A 17,358-nucleotide genomic window follows, 5' to 3' on the forward strand; every position below is an offset into this window, starting at 1 on the left:
ATTGCTGCAAAAATGATATAATCTTCGTAGTGAAATATAGAGGAGGACTTCGATGAATTACGATCCCAATAATCATTTGCATGAAGAAGAAAAAAAGAAGGAGCAACAGGTCTATACCTATGATCCGGAACAAATATACCGTAAGAAGGAGCCGGGACGGTCGAGACAGAACTCCAGAGGGCCGCAGGGATGGAAAAAGGGAGTAATTATTTTTCTGGCGATTGTTCTGATTATTGTAATTGCCAGTGTTGGATGTCAGGCAGGTACGAGCAGTCTCATCCGGGCGTCATTAGGCGTCGCGGACAATGAAGATTACAATTACAGCAGCGATTATATAGGTGTGCTGGAAATCCATGGAACCATGAGCTCGGATGGAGATGGATCGGATACGTATAATCAGCAGTGGTTGTTAGAACGTATCGATCAGATGGAGATGGATTCTTTCAATAAGGGGTTGATTCTTTCGGTAGATACGCCAGGTGGCGCGGTATACGCGATCGATGAATTATACTTGAAGATTAAGGAGTATGAAAGCACTGGGCGGCCGGTATATACGTATATGGAGTCCATGGCGGCCAGCGGCGGATATTATATTTCCGCAGGCACGGACAGAATCTATGCGAACCGTAATTGCTGGACGGGATCTATCGGCGTCACAATCGGTACGATTTATGATATTTCTGGTTTTTTAGAGAAGATGGGTGTCAAGACAGTCACTATCAATTCTGGCGTGAACAAAGGAATGGGCAGTTACACGGAGCCTTTGACCCGTGAACAAAAGGAAATCTATCAAAGCCTGGTAGACGAGGCCTACGAACAGTTTATCGGCGTAGTGGCCGAAGGACGAAAGATGAGCGTTGCGAAGGCGAAGAAGTTGGGCGACGGCAGAATTTATACCGCAAAGCAGGCAAAGAAGAACGGACTTATCGATGAAATCGGAACGATGCAGGACGTGATTGCAGCTATGAAGAAGGATTTCGAGTTAGAGGATTGTGATGTGCATACTTTGCAGTATCAGCCTTCGATTTCGTTGCTTTCCTTCCTATCCGGAAGGTCTGAGGATAAGAGCGCGAAATCGCAGTACGATCAGCTGATGGATCTAATGGGGGAGAATGGTACTTTCACCATTACATATATGTCTCAGATCAGAAAATAGTAAAGAGAATGAAAAGAATGTCATGAACCGGATTGGTCATGACATTCTTTTTTCGATGTTAGTCTTTATTATCAGGCGAAGGCGTTGGAAGTTCTTCCTCACTGGTTGATTTGCTGTCAGATACGATAACATCTGAAGCCGAAGAATCGGACGGCATGTCCGGAACATCCGGCGTATTGTCTGTGATGCCTTCGTCAGGTTCAGGCTTTTCGTCCGGCAGTTGGATTGGCTTTGGATTTTCTGTAAAGAGCAGAGCCCACGTAGGCTCGTCTATTATGCCGTTTGCCTCCAGATTATAATCAGCCTGGAAGGCGATTACAGCGGATCTCATTGCCTCATCAAAGATACCGTTTTCTGCTGTCTGGTAATATCCAAGCTCTTTTAAGCGTTTTTGCGCTGCCAGATTGTACGGCTTGTAAGTATCGGCATTCTGCCAGATCTGAAGCGTATACTTATAGCTGTTCGGGTCCAGGGAAAAGACTACGTTATAAGAGCCGGAAGTAGGGTTCATAGAGTAGGACTTATAAGCGGTCAGTTTTTTCCCGTTTTTATTATAGAATCCTTTGACTTTGTAACCAATATCAGGCACAAAGAAGGTTCTGAGCTTGTATCGCTTTGATTTGGTATAGGTGATATATATATATCCATTATCACCAGAGGTGATTGTTGTATTCCGTTTGTTGGCGTAAATCTTTACCTTTTTAAGTTGATTCCCCGCTGTAAGAACGGAAGACAGCTTTTTACAGTTGGTTAAATTGATAAATGAGAGATTGTTGTTTTTTACATCTACCTTCAAAAGACTGGTATCGTTGCTTAAATTTACAGAAGTCAGTTGATTATCATTGAGATAGAAGTATTTGAGCTTGCCGAAGTTTGAAAAATCGGCGTCTCCATACAATCCAGCGTTAACCCACTTAATTCTGGAGGTTCTTCCTTTGCCGTCTCCATAGAAATTGTTGAGTACGCCGTCCCCCCACGTTCTCGTATCAGAAGCGTTGTAGTTGGAATTTAAACGCTTTCCATTGCTGAGACCGTTTCTGGTAATGGCGAAAAAGTTTTTCAGTCTGGTCATTTCAGCAGTATTCTTGATTTCAGATCCGGCGTAAAGGTTGCGGTATACGTTGAAATACAAATGTGATACTGCGATCTGTTCCGCTGTTGGATCGAAAAATGTATAGTTGGTCACACCGTAATATTGCCACGTATTGGACGTCTTATTCCAACGGTTGTTCGTACCGATGGTTGGATCAACGCAGATCCACCTGCCGTTTACATAGGATTCTGCCCACCAATGATCTCTTACCGGAAGATTAGGCTCAGTATTCCAGTTATATTGCGGGGATGTGGCGCGATGTCCGAAAACCAGTCTGGTGGGAATATTCTGCGTTCTGGCTAAAGCCAGATACATGCCGGAAAAACCCTGACAGGTTGTAGCGACTCTACCCGTATTGTCGCTGTTAGGACTTGCGATCTTATTTTCGTGGTTATATAGATTACGGTAAGGGTTCGCATATTGGTAGGAATGCGTACTAAAGGCGACCGTATCATAGTAAAAGCTGCCTGCTACGTATTCGTAGATTTTTAACAGCTTATCATAGTCGCTGTATACATTAAAAGTAATTCTGTCAGATAGCTGTTTAATATAGGCTACTTTATCGTCCGTCATCTTTTCTCTGACTTTTGTTCCGGGATCAACGAAAAGAAAGCGAACGTCCTCCATAGTCTTATCCAGATAGTTTTCCGGAGATAAACCGTCATATTTCTGTACCCGGTCGTTTTCGCTGATGATATCGTTATAGCGGGGGATTGTTGGCATACCGTCCTTCACTATGATCGGTAAATTCTTATACAACGCGCCTTTTGTCGGCGTAGTTTCATAGGTATCGGCATAATCCTTCAGCTGTGAGATGTATAAAAAATATTCCCCGTCAGGAATTGTATTTATAGCAAAATCCAAGGTGTACTCGAAACCATACGTAGCGTTGCCCAAAGATGATATGCCAGTATAGGAAGCAGGCACATAAATGCCAAGATCTATAAATTCTGTTTTGGGATTCGCTCCGTACAGCGCAACTCGAAACTGTACGGAAGGTATCATTGTTTTGTATTTGATTTTAAGCTTGTCGCCATCGATCTCGCCGGTACAATATTCACCGGCGGATGTGCTGTTAGAGCTGAATACATATGTGTTTTCAGGCGTATCCACCTTTGTGACAGAAGCGAAAGTAGTGTCAAAAGGCAGACAGGATAAAACCAGCGCAAGAGTTACCAGGATGGAAGTGATTTTTAATTGCTTTCTTTTTGCAGTCATTTTTTCGCCTTTCTTGGTATATTTGTTTATTGATATTCTTTGCAGGCTGTGCGGCAATACAGCAGGAAATTATTCCGCCGTACAAAAACACCTCACACTGAACATTCAGGTGAAGTGTTTTGTATGAACAGCTTTTGTTACAATGCAGAAGTTTATTTTTTTGTATATTTTGTTACGTTATATTTTTTACGTTTCTGATCTAATTTATACAACAGGTAATCGTTAGTCAATGAGGTAAACTTCTCAATTTTTGGATATCCAGGCGCTCTGTTGATTTCTGGCAGCTTCATACCGTCTTCGGAAATCGCAACGTCAAATCCTAAATATTCCAGCTGAGGCATTGCATAGCTTAGATCGATGACACCTTGCTTTACTAAGTCCCAGTTTGGAAGAATGCCCTCGATCAATTCGCCGGTGTCAGGATGGTGAGAACAAGGAAGAATGCTGTTTTCCGTAATGATTTTACCGTTATGGAATCTTCCTGTATCAATATCTACCTGAACAAACATGCCGCCAGCGCCCATGTTGTCTACAGCGCCTGTTTTTGATGAGCCGAAACGCATGTAAGCATTGCCGATAACAGGCGTTTTGCCATCCTTTTTGAAAACGATAATACGCAAAGTATTGACCGCGCCGTCATAGATCTTCTTCAGGGAAGAATGCATCTGGATATATTCTGTGATCAGATATTGACTTTCGTCATCATTAAGGATTCTGCGAACTTCATCTTTGGAAGCCTCTTTGTGATTCAGATAATACTTTCCATCATGGAAGGAAAACTTATAGAAGCCTTCTCCTTGTGAACCTCTTTGCGGTTTGCAGGCTAGTACGCCAACACGTTCAACGAGGCGGAAGATATCGTCAAAGTCTGTACCCAGCTCCTTTGGACAGTCCATAAGCGGAATAATACGCTTTTCTCCGTTTCGAACTGAAACGTGATAATAATATTCCGGGAAGAACTGATTATAGTCGCTGCAGATATATTTTACTGTGATTTTATCTTCCAGCCAAACTCTGTATTTATTATTGATGTGACGCAGATATCTGTAGTCATAGTCAGAGATATAGTCTTTGTAATTGTCTCTCGTAATGCCGTATTGTTCTAAACGATAGGAGAGAAAACCGTGCTTGTACGCCCAACGTTTTTCTTTCAGCGATACGCCGTTTTTTGAAAACAGGTCGTCTTTTACGGTAATATACCACCATTTATAGATCAATGGCCGCATTTTCGGCGGACAGAAGAATCTGGTCAATCTGATCCACATAAAGGTGTTGGATTTTTTCTTGAAATTTTTCTTCTTGGTAGACCACTTTGAGGATTCCTTCTGTTTGATATCGATCTTTAACTTCAGATAATCCGTCATTTCTTTGTTGAAGCCCACAGCCTGAGGATAACTAGGATGCGCGGAGAAGTCCACCAGTTTGATGCCGTCGTCTGTTAGGATCGCGTCGATACCCATGTATTCAATTTGCGGAATGAATTTTCCTATTTCTTCGATCAGCTTAACAATTTCTTTCCAGTTCTTAATCTGACCCTTCAGAGGGGCGTTGGTTACGGGATGATTCTGTAAATCAACGATTTGATTATCCTGTAGCTGTTTGCCTCCGTCAAAAGTTCCGTCTTCCAGACAGATTGGCACAAAGACCTTTCTCGTAATTTTCTGAGGCGCGCCGCGTCTAGGGAGAATTACTTCGTTTTCCATGAAGTTTCTGCCGATGGTATCGTCGTCCTGTTCGATCTCTGTATCTTTGGTCTGTTCGTCGTTTTTCGCGTCAAGATCTTCTTCATTTCCCATGGAGGAAGGGCCTTCCTCAGAAAAGAATTCTGCATTTTTTGACTTTGAAGCGTTGATACTGAGATAAGCTTGTCCGATCTTTGGATTGTCTGCATACTTATTATATACGATCAGTTTCAACAGGTTATGATCGTCGGGTTCAATAGACTTCATCATTTTGCCTGCTTCTACATATTCCATAACGATGAGAATTCCGAGCGCAGGAATAATTCTGTTTGCAAGATCTTCTTCTGTGACGGTTTCTCCATCGATGGCATACTGCCCGTCCTCATAGGAGATAACGATAAAGTTTGTTCCCAGAGTTTTAGCGAGAGCTACTTTTCCCAGATCACGAACTAATTGAAAAATTCCCTCAAAGCTGTCCTCATATTCTTCAGGACAGTCCAGTAGCTTAATAATCTGCACCTGGGAATCGCGTATATATAGATGAAAGTATTGCTTAGGAAGATATTGAGCGAAAGGTTTTAACACATTTCTCGTGGTGACTCTATCATTGATCCATTTACGAAAGATGTCGTTTACCGGGAAGATGTGACAGTAGTCATATAGAGAAATAAAGTCCTGATAGTTACTGTCATTGATTCCGTATCTTTCTACGACAGCAGGCAGAAAACCGTGTTTGTATGCCCATTTTTTCTGCGCGTTAGTGTAATTCTTATTGTATTTTTCATCGTATTGTTTCGCATTGAGCCACCATCTGGCTTTTCCACCATAGAAGCCATTGATTCTCATATGCATAATTTGAAACTTTCGTAATAAACTCATATTCCGCCTCCTGCGATTTGTTTCCGTCACTTGGACGAACATAGTAATTATACAATGTTTTATTAGGGAAATCAACCGTTTTCAGGAAGTTTGCATCTGTATCAGACTTTTGTAATGGAAGGATTCAAGCTTGTTGTGATTTGTCAAGCAAAAATGCTTGACACGTCTGAGCGTATATGCTATAGTAATACGGTGTCAAGGAATGAGACTTGACAAGCGGCGTTTAGCCGCAATGGAATTCAGGAAGAGGAATTCAAATGATAGATAAGATTACGCAGGCCAGTCTTTTGTATGATTTTTACGGTCAGCTTTTGACCAGGCGGAAACAACAGGTGATGGAACTCTACCATGAGGAGAACTTATCTTTGGCAGAAATCGCCGAGGAGTTTGGTATTTCCCGGGCAGCTGTTCACGACTCTCTGAAATCCGCTGAGAAATCTCTGGCGGAGTATGAGACGAAGCTGGGACTGGTAGCGAGGTTCATGGAATCCGGTGAGGCTTTTCGCAGGATTGACAGGATGCTGGATGATCTGTGCGAACGGTATGAAGGCGATTCTGCTTTAACACAAGCGCTTTTGGAGATTAAGGCAGTTATCAGCGGGTTAGAAGAAGGCTGATCAAAGTATGGACAGCTATTTACAGAGAGGCTTCTGCCGGAAAAAATAAAGAGGTATGTTACATGGCATTTGAAAGCTTATCAGATAAATTACAGAATGCGTTTAAGAAGCTGAGGGGCAAAGGCGTTCTCACTGAGGCGGATATTAATGAAGCTATGAGAGAAGTCAAGCTGGCTCTCCTGGAAGCTGACGTCAATTTCAAGGTTGTGAAGGGATTTGTCAACGATGTCAAGGAAAAGTGTCTTGGGGCGGAGGTTTTGGAAAGTCTGACTCCGGCTCAGCAGATCATCAAGATTGTCAATCAGGAACTGGTAGAGTTGATGGGGGGAACCGGAAGTAAGCTGACTTATTCGCCTTCAGGCTTTACTACTATTATGATGGTAGGTTTACAGGGAACAGGTAAAACGACGACTTGCGGAAAGCTGGCGAATTATCTTAAGCAGCATGGGAAGAAGCCGATGCTCTGCGCTTGCGACGTTTACAGGCCTGCGGCAATCGACCAATTAGAGATCGTAGGAAAATCTGTTAACACGCCTGTTTTTACCATGCGAGATAGTCGAGAGCCTGCGAAAATTGCCAGGGAAGCACGCAACGAAGCGGAAAAGAAAGGCTTTGACGTATTGATCGTGGATACGGCGGGACGTTTGCAGATCGATGAAGCCTTGATGGATGAGCTAGTGGACATCAAAAAAGAGGTTCGGCCTCATGAAATTCTTTTAGTCGTAGATGCGTTGACAGGACAGGACGCCGTCAATGTGGCGGAAGGCTTTAACGACAGACTGGGTGTCGACGGAATTGTTATGACAAAGATGGACGGCGATTCCCGCGGCGGAGCGGCCCTGTCGGCGAAAAGGGTTACCGGTAAACCGATTAAGTTCATGGGTGTAGGTGAAAAGTTTGATGCTTTAGAACCGTTCCATCCAGAACGTATGGCAAGCCGTATTCTGGGAATGGGCGATATGCTGTCTCTGATTGAGAAGGCTGAAGCGGCTTTTGACGAGGCAAAGGCAGAAAAGCTGGAAGAACAACTGAAAAAGAATCAGTTTACGCTGGAAGATTTTCTGGATCAGATGAGTCAGGTGAAGAATATGGGCGGCATTGGTAAGATTCTGGAGATGATGCCGGGCATGGGCGCGGCGCAGATGAAGGGTGTGGATTTGGAGGAAAGTGAGAAAGAATTTCGTCAGATGGAGGCCATTATTCAATCCATGACGCGAGAAGAAAGACAGAATCCGAATCTGCTCAACGCAAGCCGGAGGAAACGAATTGCGGCGGGCTGCGGTCAGCCGGTCAGCAAGATCAACAATCTGATTCGCAAGTATGAGGAGATGAAGAAGATGGTGAAACAGCTCTCTAATCCGAAGGCGATGAAACGGAACAAGCTGTTTCGAGGCTTATTTTAATCGATAGACGAACCTGCGCTTGCCGTCAGGTCTGCAGCAGGCAATCAATATATAAACAATTATAATTAAAATTTCTAAGGAGGAACAAGATAATGGTAAAGATCAGATTAAAGAGAATGGGTGCTCACAAGAAGCCTTTTTATAGAGTTGTTGTAGCAGATTCCCGTACATCCAGAGATGGTAAGTTCATTGAGGAGATCGGATATTACAATCCGCTTACTGAGCCGCCTGTTATTAAAATTGACGATGAAAAAGCAAAGAAATGGTTGTCCAACGGTGCGCAGCCTACAGATGTTGTAAAGGGTCTGTTCAAGAAGTCTGGCATCATTGAATAAGAAAGCGGTGAAATAACGTGACTAAGTTAGTTGAATCAATTGCAAAGTCGCTGGTCGACCATCCGGATCAGGTTGTTGTGACAGAAGAAACGGATAAGCACGGCAGCGTTTTGCAGCTTCAGGTTGCGGCTGAGGATATGGGAAAAGTGATCGGCAAGCAAGGTCGGATTGCTAAAGCGCTCCGTACCGTGGTGAAGGCTGCAGCTACGAAAGAAAACAAAAAAGTTGTCGTGGAGATCGTTTCAGAAGACGAGTAAGACGGCGATCTGGAAAGACAAGGGCACATGGGTGTACGGCGGACGTATCTTCATGTGCCTGAAATATAATCAGGAGAAGAATGGAAAAGATTAAAATTGGCAGAATCGTCAACGCGGTGGCTTTGCGGGGAGAAGTGAAGATCTATAATTATTCCGGCTATCGAGAGAGGTATGAGGAGCTGGACCGCATCATTGTGGACGAAACGCCGTATGAAATTGAAAAAGTCAGGTATCAGCAGCACATGGTTATTTTGAAGCTGGCCGGTATTAACGACCGGAACGCGGCGGAGGCCATGAAAAATAAAGACGTATATATTACAGAGAGCGATTTAGCGGAGCTGCCGGAGGATACCTTTTATATAAGAGATTTGATAGGAATATCTGTTATCGATATAGATCGAGGAGAAATTATCGGAACGATAAAGGATGTTTTACAGCCGTCTACACAGGATATCTATGTGATCAGCATGCCTTCCGGCGGTGAAGCGATGATTCCTGCGGTATCTCAATTCGTCAAGGAAGTCAATATCGAAGACGGATATGTTAAGGTACAGCTTATCGAAGGCATGATAGAAGGTTAGCCGCCATATGAAAATCAATATACTGACGTTATTTCCTGAGATGTTTACGGCCGTTACCGGGAGCATTTTAGGAAGGGCCGCGGAAAAAGGTATTCTGCAGCTTGACTTCATCAATATTCGGGATTACACGAAGGATAAACATCGCAGAGTAGATGATTATCCTTTTGGAGGCGGACCTGGTATGGTTATGGCGGCTCAGCCGATCTTTGACGCTTTGGAAAGCATACAGCCCAGGCCGAAGAAGATTTTGTATATGTCGCCCCGGGGAAGAATTCTAGATCAGGCGAAGATAAAAGAACTTTCTGCTGAGGGGGAACTGACGGTTTTGTGCGGTCATTATGAAGGTGTAGATCAGCGCGTCCTGGATCATTGGAATATGGAAGAAGTATCTATTGGAGATTATATTTTAACAGGCGGTGAGTTGGCCGCTATGGTGCTTATCGATTCAGTAGCGCGATTAATACCAGGTGTTCTTGCCAGCGATGATTCTGCTACAGAGGAATCTATTTACAGTGGACTTTTAGAGTATCCCCAGTATACGAAGCCGCGGAGCTATAACGGCTACGATGTGCCCGACGTACTGGTTTCGGGAAATCATAAATTGATTCATCTCTGGAAGTTTGAACAGTCCTTATTGTTGACCAAAGCAGTTCGGCCGGATCTCTTTGACGAATTTGTGAAGAATCACGGGGAATTGTCAAAAGATGAACAGAAAGTATTGGACAAAGTAATAAAATGATGTAAAATGAATATATGAATAAGATCAAAAAAAGACCAATCATATTATTTTTTATCATGATTATCATCCTGTATGTGGCCATCTATATTGTACCGAAAGTAACGGGCGCTTTGGTGGCTTCGTATACGGCGGTTTATGGTGAGCTGAAGATTACCGATGAAACTGACGGATGGCTTGTTCGAAATGAAAAGGTCTATCTGGCAGGACAGGGAGGCAGCGCTAACCGATATATTGAAGAAGGCACACTGATTCGTAAAGGAACTTCTGTTATGGAAGTAACAGGAGGAAGCGACAGTGAAACGGACAGCAGCTATGCGGATATGCTCACACGACTGGATGACAGCGCGGTGATAACTAATGAGTTTGCAACGGAAGAAAGCGGTATCGTATGTTATTATGCCGACGGCTACGAAAATAAGCTGACGCCGGAGACCATGGAGAACATGGGATATAACTATTACAGCAAAGTGACACAGGATCAGGTTTTGGATTTGAAACGTGACAGTATAGCCAGAGGCGAGCCTGTATACAAGGTTACTGACAGAACTAGATGGTATCTGGTGTGCTTCGTGGAAAAGAGTTCAGCCGAACGGTATCAGTTGGGACAGGAAATCGATGTAGAGTTTGAGGACGATGTGGTCAGGACAGAGGTCAGCCAGATTAAAAAAATGGACGGCAAGGTGCGCATCATATTGGAAACAGATTACTACTATAGCGGTTTTGCAAAAACCAGAACTGCGAAGGTCAATCTGGTCACGTATGAACAGAGAGGATTGCTTCTGGAGAATGACAGCATCACAGAGGAAAAAGGGCAGAAGGGTGTTTATGTAAAAGGAAAATCGGGCAATTACTTTTTCGTGCCAATCCTGATATATAAGACAGACGGCAAGTATTCCTTAGTGGCCGACGGATCCTTTGTGAATGATAAAGAGGAAACCATCAGCACTGTTGAAATTTATGATGAAATTTTGAAGAATCCTAAATAATAAAATGAGAGGCAGGTGTAAAGGTGTCAATCAAATCAAATATTGAATATATCAATGAATTAAAGGCAAAGGCGGCTGAGAAATCAGGAAGGACAGCAGACGATGTTCTTCTGGTTGCCGTAACGAAGCTTCATACGCCGGAGGAAATGAATGAGGCTATTGACGCAGGTATTACTGATATTGGTGAGAATAAGGTGCAGGAAATTATGGATAAATATGATCGTGTGAAATCTGTGCGCTGGCATCTTATCGGTCATCTGCAGACTAATAAGGTAAAGTATATCATCGATAAAGTATCTATGATTCATTCGGTGGATTCTCTGCATCTGGCTAAGGAAATTAACAAACGGGCCGCGCAGCATGATTTAACCATGGATATACTGATTCAGGTTAATTCGGCAATGGAAGAATCCAAATTTGGTATTACTACAGACGAGACGGATCAGCTGATTCATGACATTTCTCAACAGTGCGAGAATATTCGCATTCGAGGGCTCATGTGTATCGCGCCTTTTGAGGAGAATCCTGACGACGCGCGTCCGTACTTCGCAGAAGTAAAAAAGCTTTATGACAGATACGTGAATGAGAAAATAGACCGGGTAGATTTCAAATACCTTTCCATGGGCATGACCAATGATTTTGAGGCAGCCGTTGAAGAAGGTTCCAATCTGATTCGGGTAGGAACAGCGATCTTCGGGTATAGAGACTACCGCAGTGAAGAAAAATAAGAAAAGCAGGAGGAAATGAAAAAATGGGCATTGCTGATTCAATCAAAAAAGTTATCGGAATTGAAGAACTTGACGAAGATGAAATGATTACGGAAGAAGAAGTTATCGCGGCAAAGGAGAAACTGGCAAAGGAGCCGCCGCAGAGACGGTCCTACAGCGATACCTCGTCCGGTCATGAAAAGAAGCCTTATACGCCGGCTTCATCAAAGACACAGGAGAAGCGTTTTTCTGTAGCTAATACCAGCGCTTTTAAGCTGGTGCTCATCGAGCCGAAAGCCTTTGAGGAGTGTCCGAAGCTGGTTGACAGTTTGAAAGGAAGACGGCCGATCATCATCAACCTGGAAAAGCTGGAAACCGAAGTAGCCAGAAAAATCTTTGATTTCATGAGCGGTGCAACTTATGCTCTCAATGGAAATGTACAGAAGGTGGCTAATAACATCTTCATCTTTGCACCAGAAAACGTGGACATTGCCGCTTCTCAGGATGAGAGAACATCCTTTGATTTTGGGGCGGAAGAAAAAAGTCCCTGGAGGTAAGTAAGTTTTGATTATTATTTTATGCAGAGCCATCGGATGGTTCGCAAATCTGATCACGATGGCGCTGGTTCTTAGGGCAATATTGAGCTGGTTTGGACAGAATCCGTATTCACCGTTGGGAAAAGCCTACATGGTTATGGCCAGGATCACCGAACCGGTGGTAGCGCCGTGCAGGATGCTGCTGCAGAAGTTGAATCTGAATACGGGTATGTTGGATTTTTCCGTACTTCTGGCCTTTTTCCTGGTGGAAATCGTGGCAAGAGTTCTGATCCGTATTCTTTTGATAGTGGCGATTTAACAGGAGGAAAGAGATATGATTACTCCACTGGAAATAGAGAACAAAGAATTTTCCAAGTCCATGCGAGGATATAACGCAGAAGAAGTTGATGAATTTCTGGATGAGATCATATTAGATTTGCAGGCGCTGTTAGCTGAAAAGGAACAGCTGCAGGCGCAGGTCGAGAAGCTGAATCTGGATATGGCGCAATACAAGAAATCTGAGTCATCTGTGATCAATACACTGGAATCTGCGAAGAAGCTGATGAACGATATATCAGAAAGCGCTGAAAAGCGGGCGGAGATTATTATCCGTAACGCGCAGATGGATGCCGAATCTATTCAGCGAGAAGCTAAGGATTCTGTTTCCAAGTTAACCGAGGAAGGGGAACGATTGGCTGTCAAAGTCAGCCGCTTCCGTGAACGTTACCGGCAGCTTTTGGAGGATGAGCTGAATCAGTTGGAGGGATCCAGCGAAGATCTTTTCGCTGATTTAGAAGCAGAATTTATGCCTGCGTCTATGACAGAAAGACACGAAAAGGAAAGAACGCCGGCTCGTGAAACTGTCAGAGAGACAATGGTGAGAAAGATACCGGAAGCCGAAACCGTGAGTAAAGGGGATGAGCGCGCATATACGCAGCAGCTGCAGAGGGATACGTCTAATGACACCATGGTTCTGGACCGTTCATTGGAAGATATTTTACGTGATGATTTCGGCCTGTCAGATCGGAACGAGTCGTCTTCCGATAAAAGCAGCGATGATATGGCTAAAACCAGGGTTATTTCCTGGGATGATAAATAATAAAACGCGGGAGGCAGGATGTGAGATATTATATCCTGGCCGCTGTCCTTCTTGCAGCGGATCAGGTATCTAAACTGGCTGTCAGAAGTAATATGCAGATAGGCGAATCGATTAGCATATTAGGAGATTTTTTTCGTCTGACATATATTCGCAACAGTGGGGCAGCTTTTAGCTTGTTCAGCGGACAACGGGTTCTGCTGGTACTGGTTCCTCTCATTGCGATTGGGATTGCTCTTTGGTATTTTCACCGGCACAGAGATCAACATTGGACGCTGTATACAGCATGGGCGCTGATCATTGCGGGAGGCGTCGGAAATCTTATTGATCGTATTGTTTTCGGCAGCGTAACCGATATGCTTGATTTCAGTATTTTCCCGCCCATTTTCAATGTGGCCGATATTTGCGTGTGCGTGGGCTGTGCTCTCTTTGCGGTTTACGTATTGGCAGACGGACGTCTGAAGAAACAATGATGGAAAAAGAAGAGAGATATGAGCAATTTTATATAGAAGCAGATCAGCAGGGCACAAGGATTGATCTCGTGCTCTCTTTGTTGTTGCCGGATATCTCCAGAAGTTTTATTCAGAAGCTTTTTGAAAGAGGAAGCGTAAAGGTAGACGGAGTAGAATGCAGGTCTAAGAAATATAAGGTGCAGACAGGAGAACTGGTTGAAATCAATTTACCGGAGCCGGAGATCTTGTCAGTAGAACCGGAGGATATCCCTATCGATATTGTCTATGAGGATGATGATGTTTTGGTGGTGAACAAGCCAAGAGGCATGGTTGTTCATCCCGCGGCCGGTAATTACAGCGGCACGCTTGTTAATGCGGTGATGTTTCATTGTGGAGATCGTTTGTCTTCTATTAACGGAGTTATCAGACCAGGGATTGTGCATCGTATTGATAAGGATACCAGCGGCCTTTTGATGATTGCTAAGAACGATGCGGCGCATGAGTCGTTATCTAACCAGCTGGCGGTTCATTCTGTTACCAGACGTTATCAGGCCCTAGTTTATGATAACATCAAGGCAGACGAAGGAACGGTTGACGCGCCGATCGGCAGAGATGTCAGAAACAGATTGCGTCAGGCGGTTACGGATGGTCAGCACGGCAAACATGCCGTAACCCATTACCGCGTGTTGGAACGTTTTGGCAGACACACTTTGATAGAGGCGCGGCTGGAGACGGGGCGTACTCATCAGATTCGTGTGCATATGGCATATATTCATCATCCGCTGGTGGGAGATCCGATATACGGCCCGAGACGAGACGGAAGGGCCGATGGACAGATGCTTCATGCGAAGGTATTGGGGTTCGTTCATCCCAGAACGGGAGAATATATGGAATTTGACAGTTCTTTGCCCGCGTATTTTCAGGAACAGCTTGAAAAGCTGCGGTCAAGAGGATTGACTGCAGGGGAAGGAGCAAAAAATGAGTAAGATTTCGATGAAGCCGTCTACTATGCTCAGCCCGGTACCATCGGTACTGGTGACTTGCGGAAGCGGACAGGATGTGAATGTGATTACAATTGCCTGGACGGGAATTATTAATTCCCAGCCGCCTATGACGTATGTTTCAGTGCGCAAGGAGAGGCATTCCCATCATTTGATTTCTGAAAGCGGAGAATTTGTTATCAACCTGACGACGGAGGATATGGTCAAAGCAGTGGATTACTGCGGTGTCCGATCAGGGCGGGATGTAAATAAATTTGAACAGACGGGATTGGCGATAGAACCAGCTGAGCTGGTGGATTGCCCGTTGATCGTGCAGTCGCCGGTCAGCTTAGAGTGCAAAGTCTTTGAAGTAAAGGAGTTTCCGTCTCATGATATGTTTCTCGCGGAAATTGTGCGAGTTCACGCGGAAGAAGCAATTTTTGATGAGGACGGGCGAATTCGCTTAGATAAGGCGGGTCTTTTGGCTTACTGTCATGGGGAGTATTTCGGAATAAAGAGACAGCCTTTAGGAAAATTCGGATATTCTGTGATGAAAGCGAAAACTCGCAGACGAATTAATAGAGAGAAAGCAGAGAAGACGCGGCGAAAGAGGAAGCAAAGCACAGAAAAGAGCAGAAGACAAAAACAAAGAAGAGGCTGAAGCGGAGTTAGATATTCGGGTTGTTTGTAACTGGAGAGTCAGGTTAAAGGTGAATTAACTTATCTCTTTGTATTTTTGATATATGTAAGACAGTCTTCGCAGACGAATCCGCCTTTGAAAACTTTATTATGGTAGATGTTTCCGCAAAGGGAGCAATTGTTTTTCATAGCGGATAACCTCCTTATATTGAATTAGCTTCGAGCCTCTTGTTTGTATAGATAATGTAAACCACTGAAAGACGAAAAGTCAATAGGGATGTCGGTTTTTAGTGGTTTTTTGTAGCTTTTTAGGGATTTTTTGTAAAAAAGCAAAAAAGGAGCGAGAAAGATGTACGATAATTTCAATTTGGAAAAGAGAGATCACGCGGTGGCAGGATACCATTTTCCGTGTGAGAATGCCAGATATGTGATGTGTTTGATTCATGGGATCGGTGAACATGCAGGCAGATATCAGCGCATGGCGGAAAAGCTGGCAGCACATGGGATTGCTATCGTATCCATGGATCTTCGAGGTCATGGCATATCCTTGGGCGTGCGGGGAGACACGGCTCCGAGAAAAGAGGTTCTGGCGGATGTGGACGCTTTGATCGAGGAAGCACAGAAGCTTTATCCGGGACTGCCGTTAATTCTGTACGGCCATAGTATGGGAGGCAACATTTGTTTGGATTACCGCGCCAGAGGCAGCCATAATGACGTGCCGGTGAAGTATATCGTCAGCGCGCCGTGGATTAAACTGGTCATGGATGTGCCGAAACCTCTATACGGCGTGGTAAAGGCTGCTTCCAAGCTCTTTCCGAGGGCAACGATCAGTCAGAAGTTTCCTGAAAAGGATCTCGGCAATCTGGAATACGTCAGACCCTATGAGGCTGATCCGTTGGTGCATTCGAAAATATCTCTCCGCTGCGCGGCAGAAAGCTTTGATATTGGCAGAAGTCTTTTTGACGGCTCAAATGAGGATAATCACAGGGCTGACGGCAAACCGTTTCTTCTGATGCACGGTGATCAGGACAAGATTTGTCATATCGGGGGAAGCAGACAGTTCGCAAAGCGGTATCAGGACGCGCCGTGGTTCACCTATATGGAATGGCCAGGGTATTGTCATGAAATCCATAATGGAGGAGAGCAGGCTACAGGGGATGCGGTTATAGAGACGATTGCAGCGTTTATTACAGAGGGGGAGTAGACACATGGAAGAAGGTAAATTAAAAGAACTGATGAACCTATTTTTGCCGGAAGACTCTGAGGAGGCAAAGGAGATTCTTGAGAATTTTGATCTGCTGATGATGCGGTATAATTCTGCGATTCGTGAGGTTCGAACCAAGCTGGAAATTCTTAACGACGAGCTGGCCTTATATGGGCATAGTCCAATTTCATCTATCAAATCGAGACGGAAAAAGCCTTTGAGTATTCTGGAAAAACTGCAGCGCCAGGGTGATGAGATATCTCTGCAGTCCATCGAAGACAACCTTAATGATGTGGCTGGCATCAGGGTCATTTGCTCTTTTGTAGACGATATTTATAAGGTGGCGAAGATGCTGGCCGATCAGGATGATATCACTTTGATTCAGATCAAGGATTACATACAGAATCCGAAACCTAACGGATACCGCAGTTATCACATGATCGTGGAGGTTCCGGTATTTTTTACTAATGAAAAACGGCCGATGCGTGTAGAAATCCAGATTAGGACGGTGGCGATGGACTTTTGGGCCAGTTTGGAACACCAGATGAAGTATAAACAGGATATCAGCAATGCCGACGAGATTATGGAGGAATTGAAAGAGTGTGCCGACGTGATTGCCGGAACGGATATTAGGATGATGAAGATTCGCGAGAAGATTGGAAGAACGCGAGATCAGGATCAATAGAATAATGATGGGAAAATCCTAAAAATCTTCTTGATTTTTAGGATTTTTTTTATAGTCTTTAAAAGGTGTATAATGTACACTTACCATAGAATTTGTTCAACGGAAGCGTTGAA

General features: G+C 44.1%; 19 protein-coding genes. 17 read left to right on the forward strand and 2 right to left on the reverse strand.

All coding sequences use genetic code 11. From position 1 onward, the window contains the following. Window positions 1-52: 52 nt before the first annotated feature. The gene (sppA, locus tag ACPW7J_RS05765) at window positions 53-1,156 is read left to right on the forward strand and encodes a signal peptide peptidase SppA (RefSeq protein WP_424959478.1); all 1,104 of its coding nucleotides are present in this window, start codon (window positions 53-55) and stop codon (window positions 1,154-1,156) included. 58 nt (window positions 1,157-1,214) lie between these two features. Here the strand turns inward: sppA and ACPW7J_RS05770 are convergent, their stop codons facing one another. Continuing rightward, window positions 1,215-3,467, reverse strand: a complete 2,253-nt coding sequence (locus tag ACPW7J_RS05770; protein ID WP_424959479.1) for a peptidoglycan-binding protein — start codon at window positions 3,465-3,467, stop codon at window positions 1,215-1,217. A gap of 152 nt (window positions 3,468-3,619) precedes the next feature. Further along, complete coding sequence (locus ACPW7J_RS05775) at window positions 3,620-6,028, reverse strand: sugar-transfer associated ATP-grasp domain-containing protein (RefSeq protein WP_161874467.1); 2,409 nt, start codon at window positions 6,026-6,028, stop codon at window positions 3,620-3,622. A gap of 257 nt (window positions 6,029-6,285) precedes the next feature. Here ACPW7J_RS05775 and ylxM point away from each other — a divergent pair, with 257 nt between their 5' ends. The 16 genes from ylxM (at window position 6,286) to ACPW7J_RS05855 (ending at window position 17,245) form a co-directional block, all read left to right on the forward strand. Further along, entirely contained in the window at window positions 6,286-6,645 is a 360-nt protein-coding gene (gene ylxM, locus ACPW7J_RS05780; RefSeq protein WP_202623933.1) for a YlxM family DNA-binding protein, read from the forward strand. 62 nt (window positions 6,646-6,707) lie between these two features. Next, window positions 6,708-8,048 carry a signal recognition particle protein gene (ffh, locus tag ACPW7J_RS05785; RefSeq protein WP_424959480.1) on the forward strand — a complete coding sequence of 447 codons (1,341 nt, stop codon included), beginning with the start codon at window positions 6,708-6,710 and terminating at the stop codon, window positions 8,046-8,048. 89 nt (window positions 8,049-8,137) lie between these two features. After that, complete coding sequence (rpsP, locus tag ACPW7J_RS05790) at window positions 8,138-8,383, forward strand: 30S ribosomal protein S16 (RefSeq protein ID WP_161874548.1); 246 nt, start codon at window positions 8,138-8,140, stop codon at window positions 8,381-8,383. Window positions 8,384-8,400: 17 nt separating this feature from the next. Next, window positions 8,401-8,640, forward strand: coding sequence for a KH domain-containing protein (locus tag ACPW7J_RS05795; protein ID WP_161874465.1), 240 nt, complete (start codon window positions 8,401-8,403; stop codon window positions 8,638-8,640). An 80-nt stretch (window positions 8,641-8,720) separates the two neighbouring features. Then, complete coding sequence (rimM, locus tag ACPW7J_RS05800; protein ID WP_161874464.1) at window positions 8,721-9,221, forward strand: ribosome maturation factor RimM; 501 nt, start codon at window positions 8,721-8,723, stop codon at window positions 9,219-9,221. 7 nt (window positions 9,222-9,228) lie between these two features. Further along, window positions 9,229-9,960 (forward strand): tRNA (guanosine(37)-N1)-methyltransferase TrmD, encoded by a 732-nt coding sequence (gene trmD, locus ACPW7J_RS05805; protein WP_161874463.1) that lies wholly within the window; start codon window positions 9,229-9,231, stop codon window positions 9,958-9,960. A gap of 14 nt (window positions 9,961-9,974) precedes the next feature. Further along, window positions 9,975-10,946, forward strand: coding sequence for an HlyD family efflux transporter periplasmic adaptor subunit (locus ACPW7J_RS05810; protein WP_161874462.1), 972 nt, complete (start codon window positions 9,975-9,977; stop codon window positions 10,944-10,946). Window positions 10,947-10,969: 23 nt separating this feature from the next. Further along, on the forward strand, window positions 10,970-11,674 hold the full coding sequence (locus ACPW7J_RS05815; RefSeq protein WP_424959481.1) for a YggS family pyridoxal phosphate-dependent enzyme: 705 nt from the start codon (window positions 10,970-10,972) through the stop codon (window positions 11,672-11,674). A 23-nt stretch (window positions 11,675-11,697) separates the two neighbouring features. Then, on the forward strand, window positions 11,698-12,210 hold the full coding sequence (locus tag ACPW7J_RS05820; protein WP_161874460.1) for a cell division protein SepF: 513 nt from the start codon (window positions 11,698-11,700) through the stop codon (window positions 12,208-12,210). A gap of 7 nt (window positions 12,211-12,217) precedes the next feature. Then, window positions 12,218-12,508, forward strand: coding sequence for a YggT family protein (locus ACPW7J_RS05825; protein ID WP_424959482.1), 291 nt, complete (start codon window positions 12,218-12,220; stop codon window positions 12,506-12,508). A 15-nt stretch (window positions 12,509-12,523) separates the two neighbouring features. Continuing rightward, on the forward strand, window positions 12,524-13,288 hold the full coding sequence (locus ACPW7J_RS05830) for a DivIVA domain-containing protein (protein ID WP_424959483.1): 765 nt from the start codon (window positions 12,524-12,526) through the stop codon (window positions 13,286-13,288). Window positions 13,289-13,308: 20 nt separating this feature from the next. Beyond that, window positions 13,309-13,758, forward strand: coding sequence for a signal peptidase II (lspA, locus tag ACPW7J_RS05835; protein WP_161874457.1), 450 nt, complete (start codon window positions 13,309-13,311; stop codon window positions 13,756-13,758). Then, window positions 13,755-14,723, forward strand: coding sequence for an RluA family pseudouridine synthase (locus ACPW7J_RS05840; protein WP_424959484.1), 969 nt, complete (start codon window positions 13,755-13,757; stop codon window positions 14,721-14,723). Before lspA ends, ACPW7J_RS05840 begins: the two co-directional genes overlap by 4 nt. After that, window positions 14,716-15,378 carry a flavin reductase family protein gene (locus ACPW7J_RS05845; protein WP_424959485.1) on the forward strand — a complete coding sequence of 221 codons (663 nt, stop codon included), beginning with the start codon at window positions 14,716-14,718 and terminating at the stop codon, window positions 15,376-15,378. The genes ACPW7J_RS05840 and ACPW7J_RS05845 overlap by 8 nt, the downstream gene beginning before the upstream one ends. 327 nt (window positions 15,379-15,705) lie before the next feature. Beyond that, window positions 15,706-16,560, forward strand: a complete 855-nt coding sequence (locus ACPW7J_RS05850; protein ID WP_424959486.1) for an alpha/beta fold hydrolase — start codon at window positions 15,706-15,708, stop codon at window positions 16,558-16,560. Window positions 16,561-16,564: 4 nt separating this feature from the next. After that, a complete protein-coding gene (locus ACPW7J_RS05855) occupies window positions 16,565-17,245 on the forward strand; it encodes a GTP pyrophosphokinase (RefSeq protein WP_424959487.1) in 681 nt (226 codons plus the stop codon). The last annotated feature ends 113 nt before the right edge of the window (window positions 17,246-17,358 follow it).

This window comes from Ihubacter sp. rT4E-8 (assembly GCF_049852125.1).
Taxonomy (GTDB): domain Bacteria; phylum Bacillota; class Clostridia; order Peptostreptococcales; family Anaerovoracaceae; genus Senimuribacter.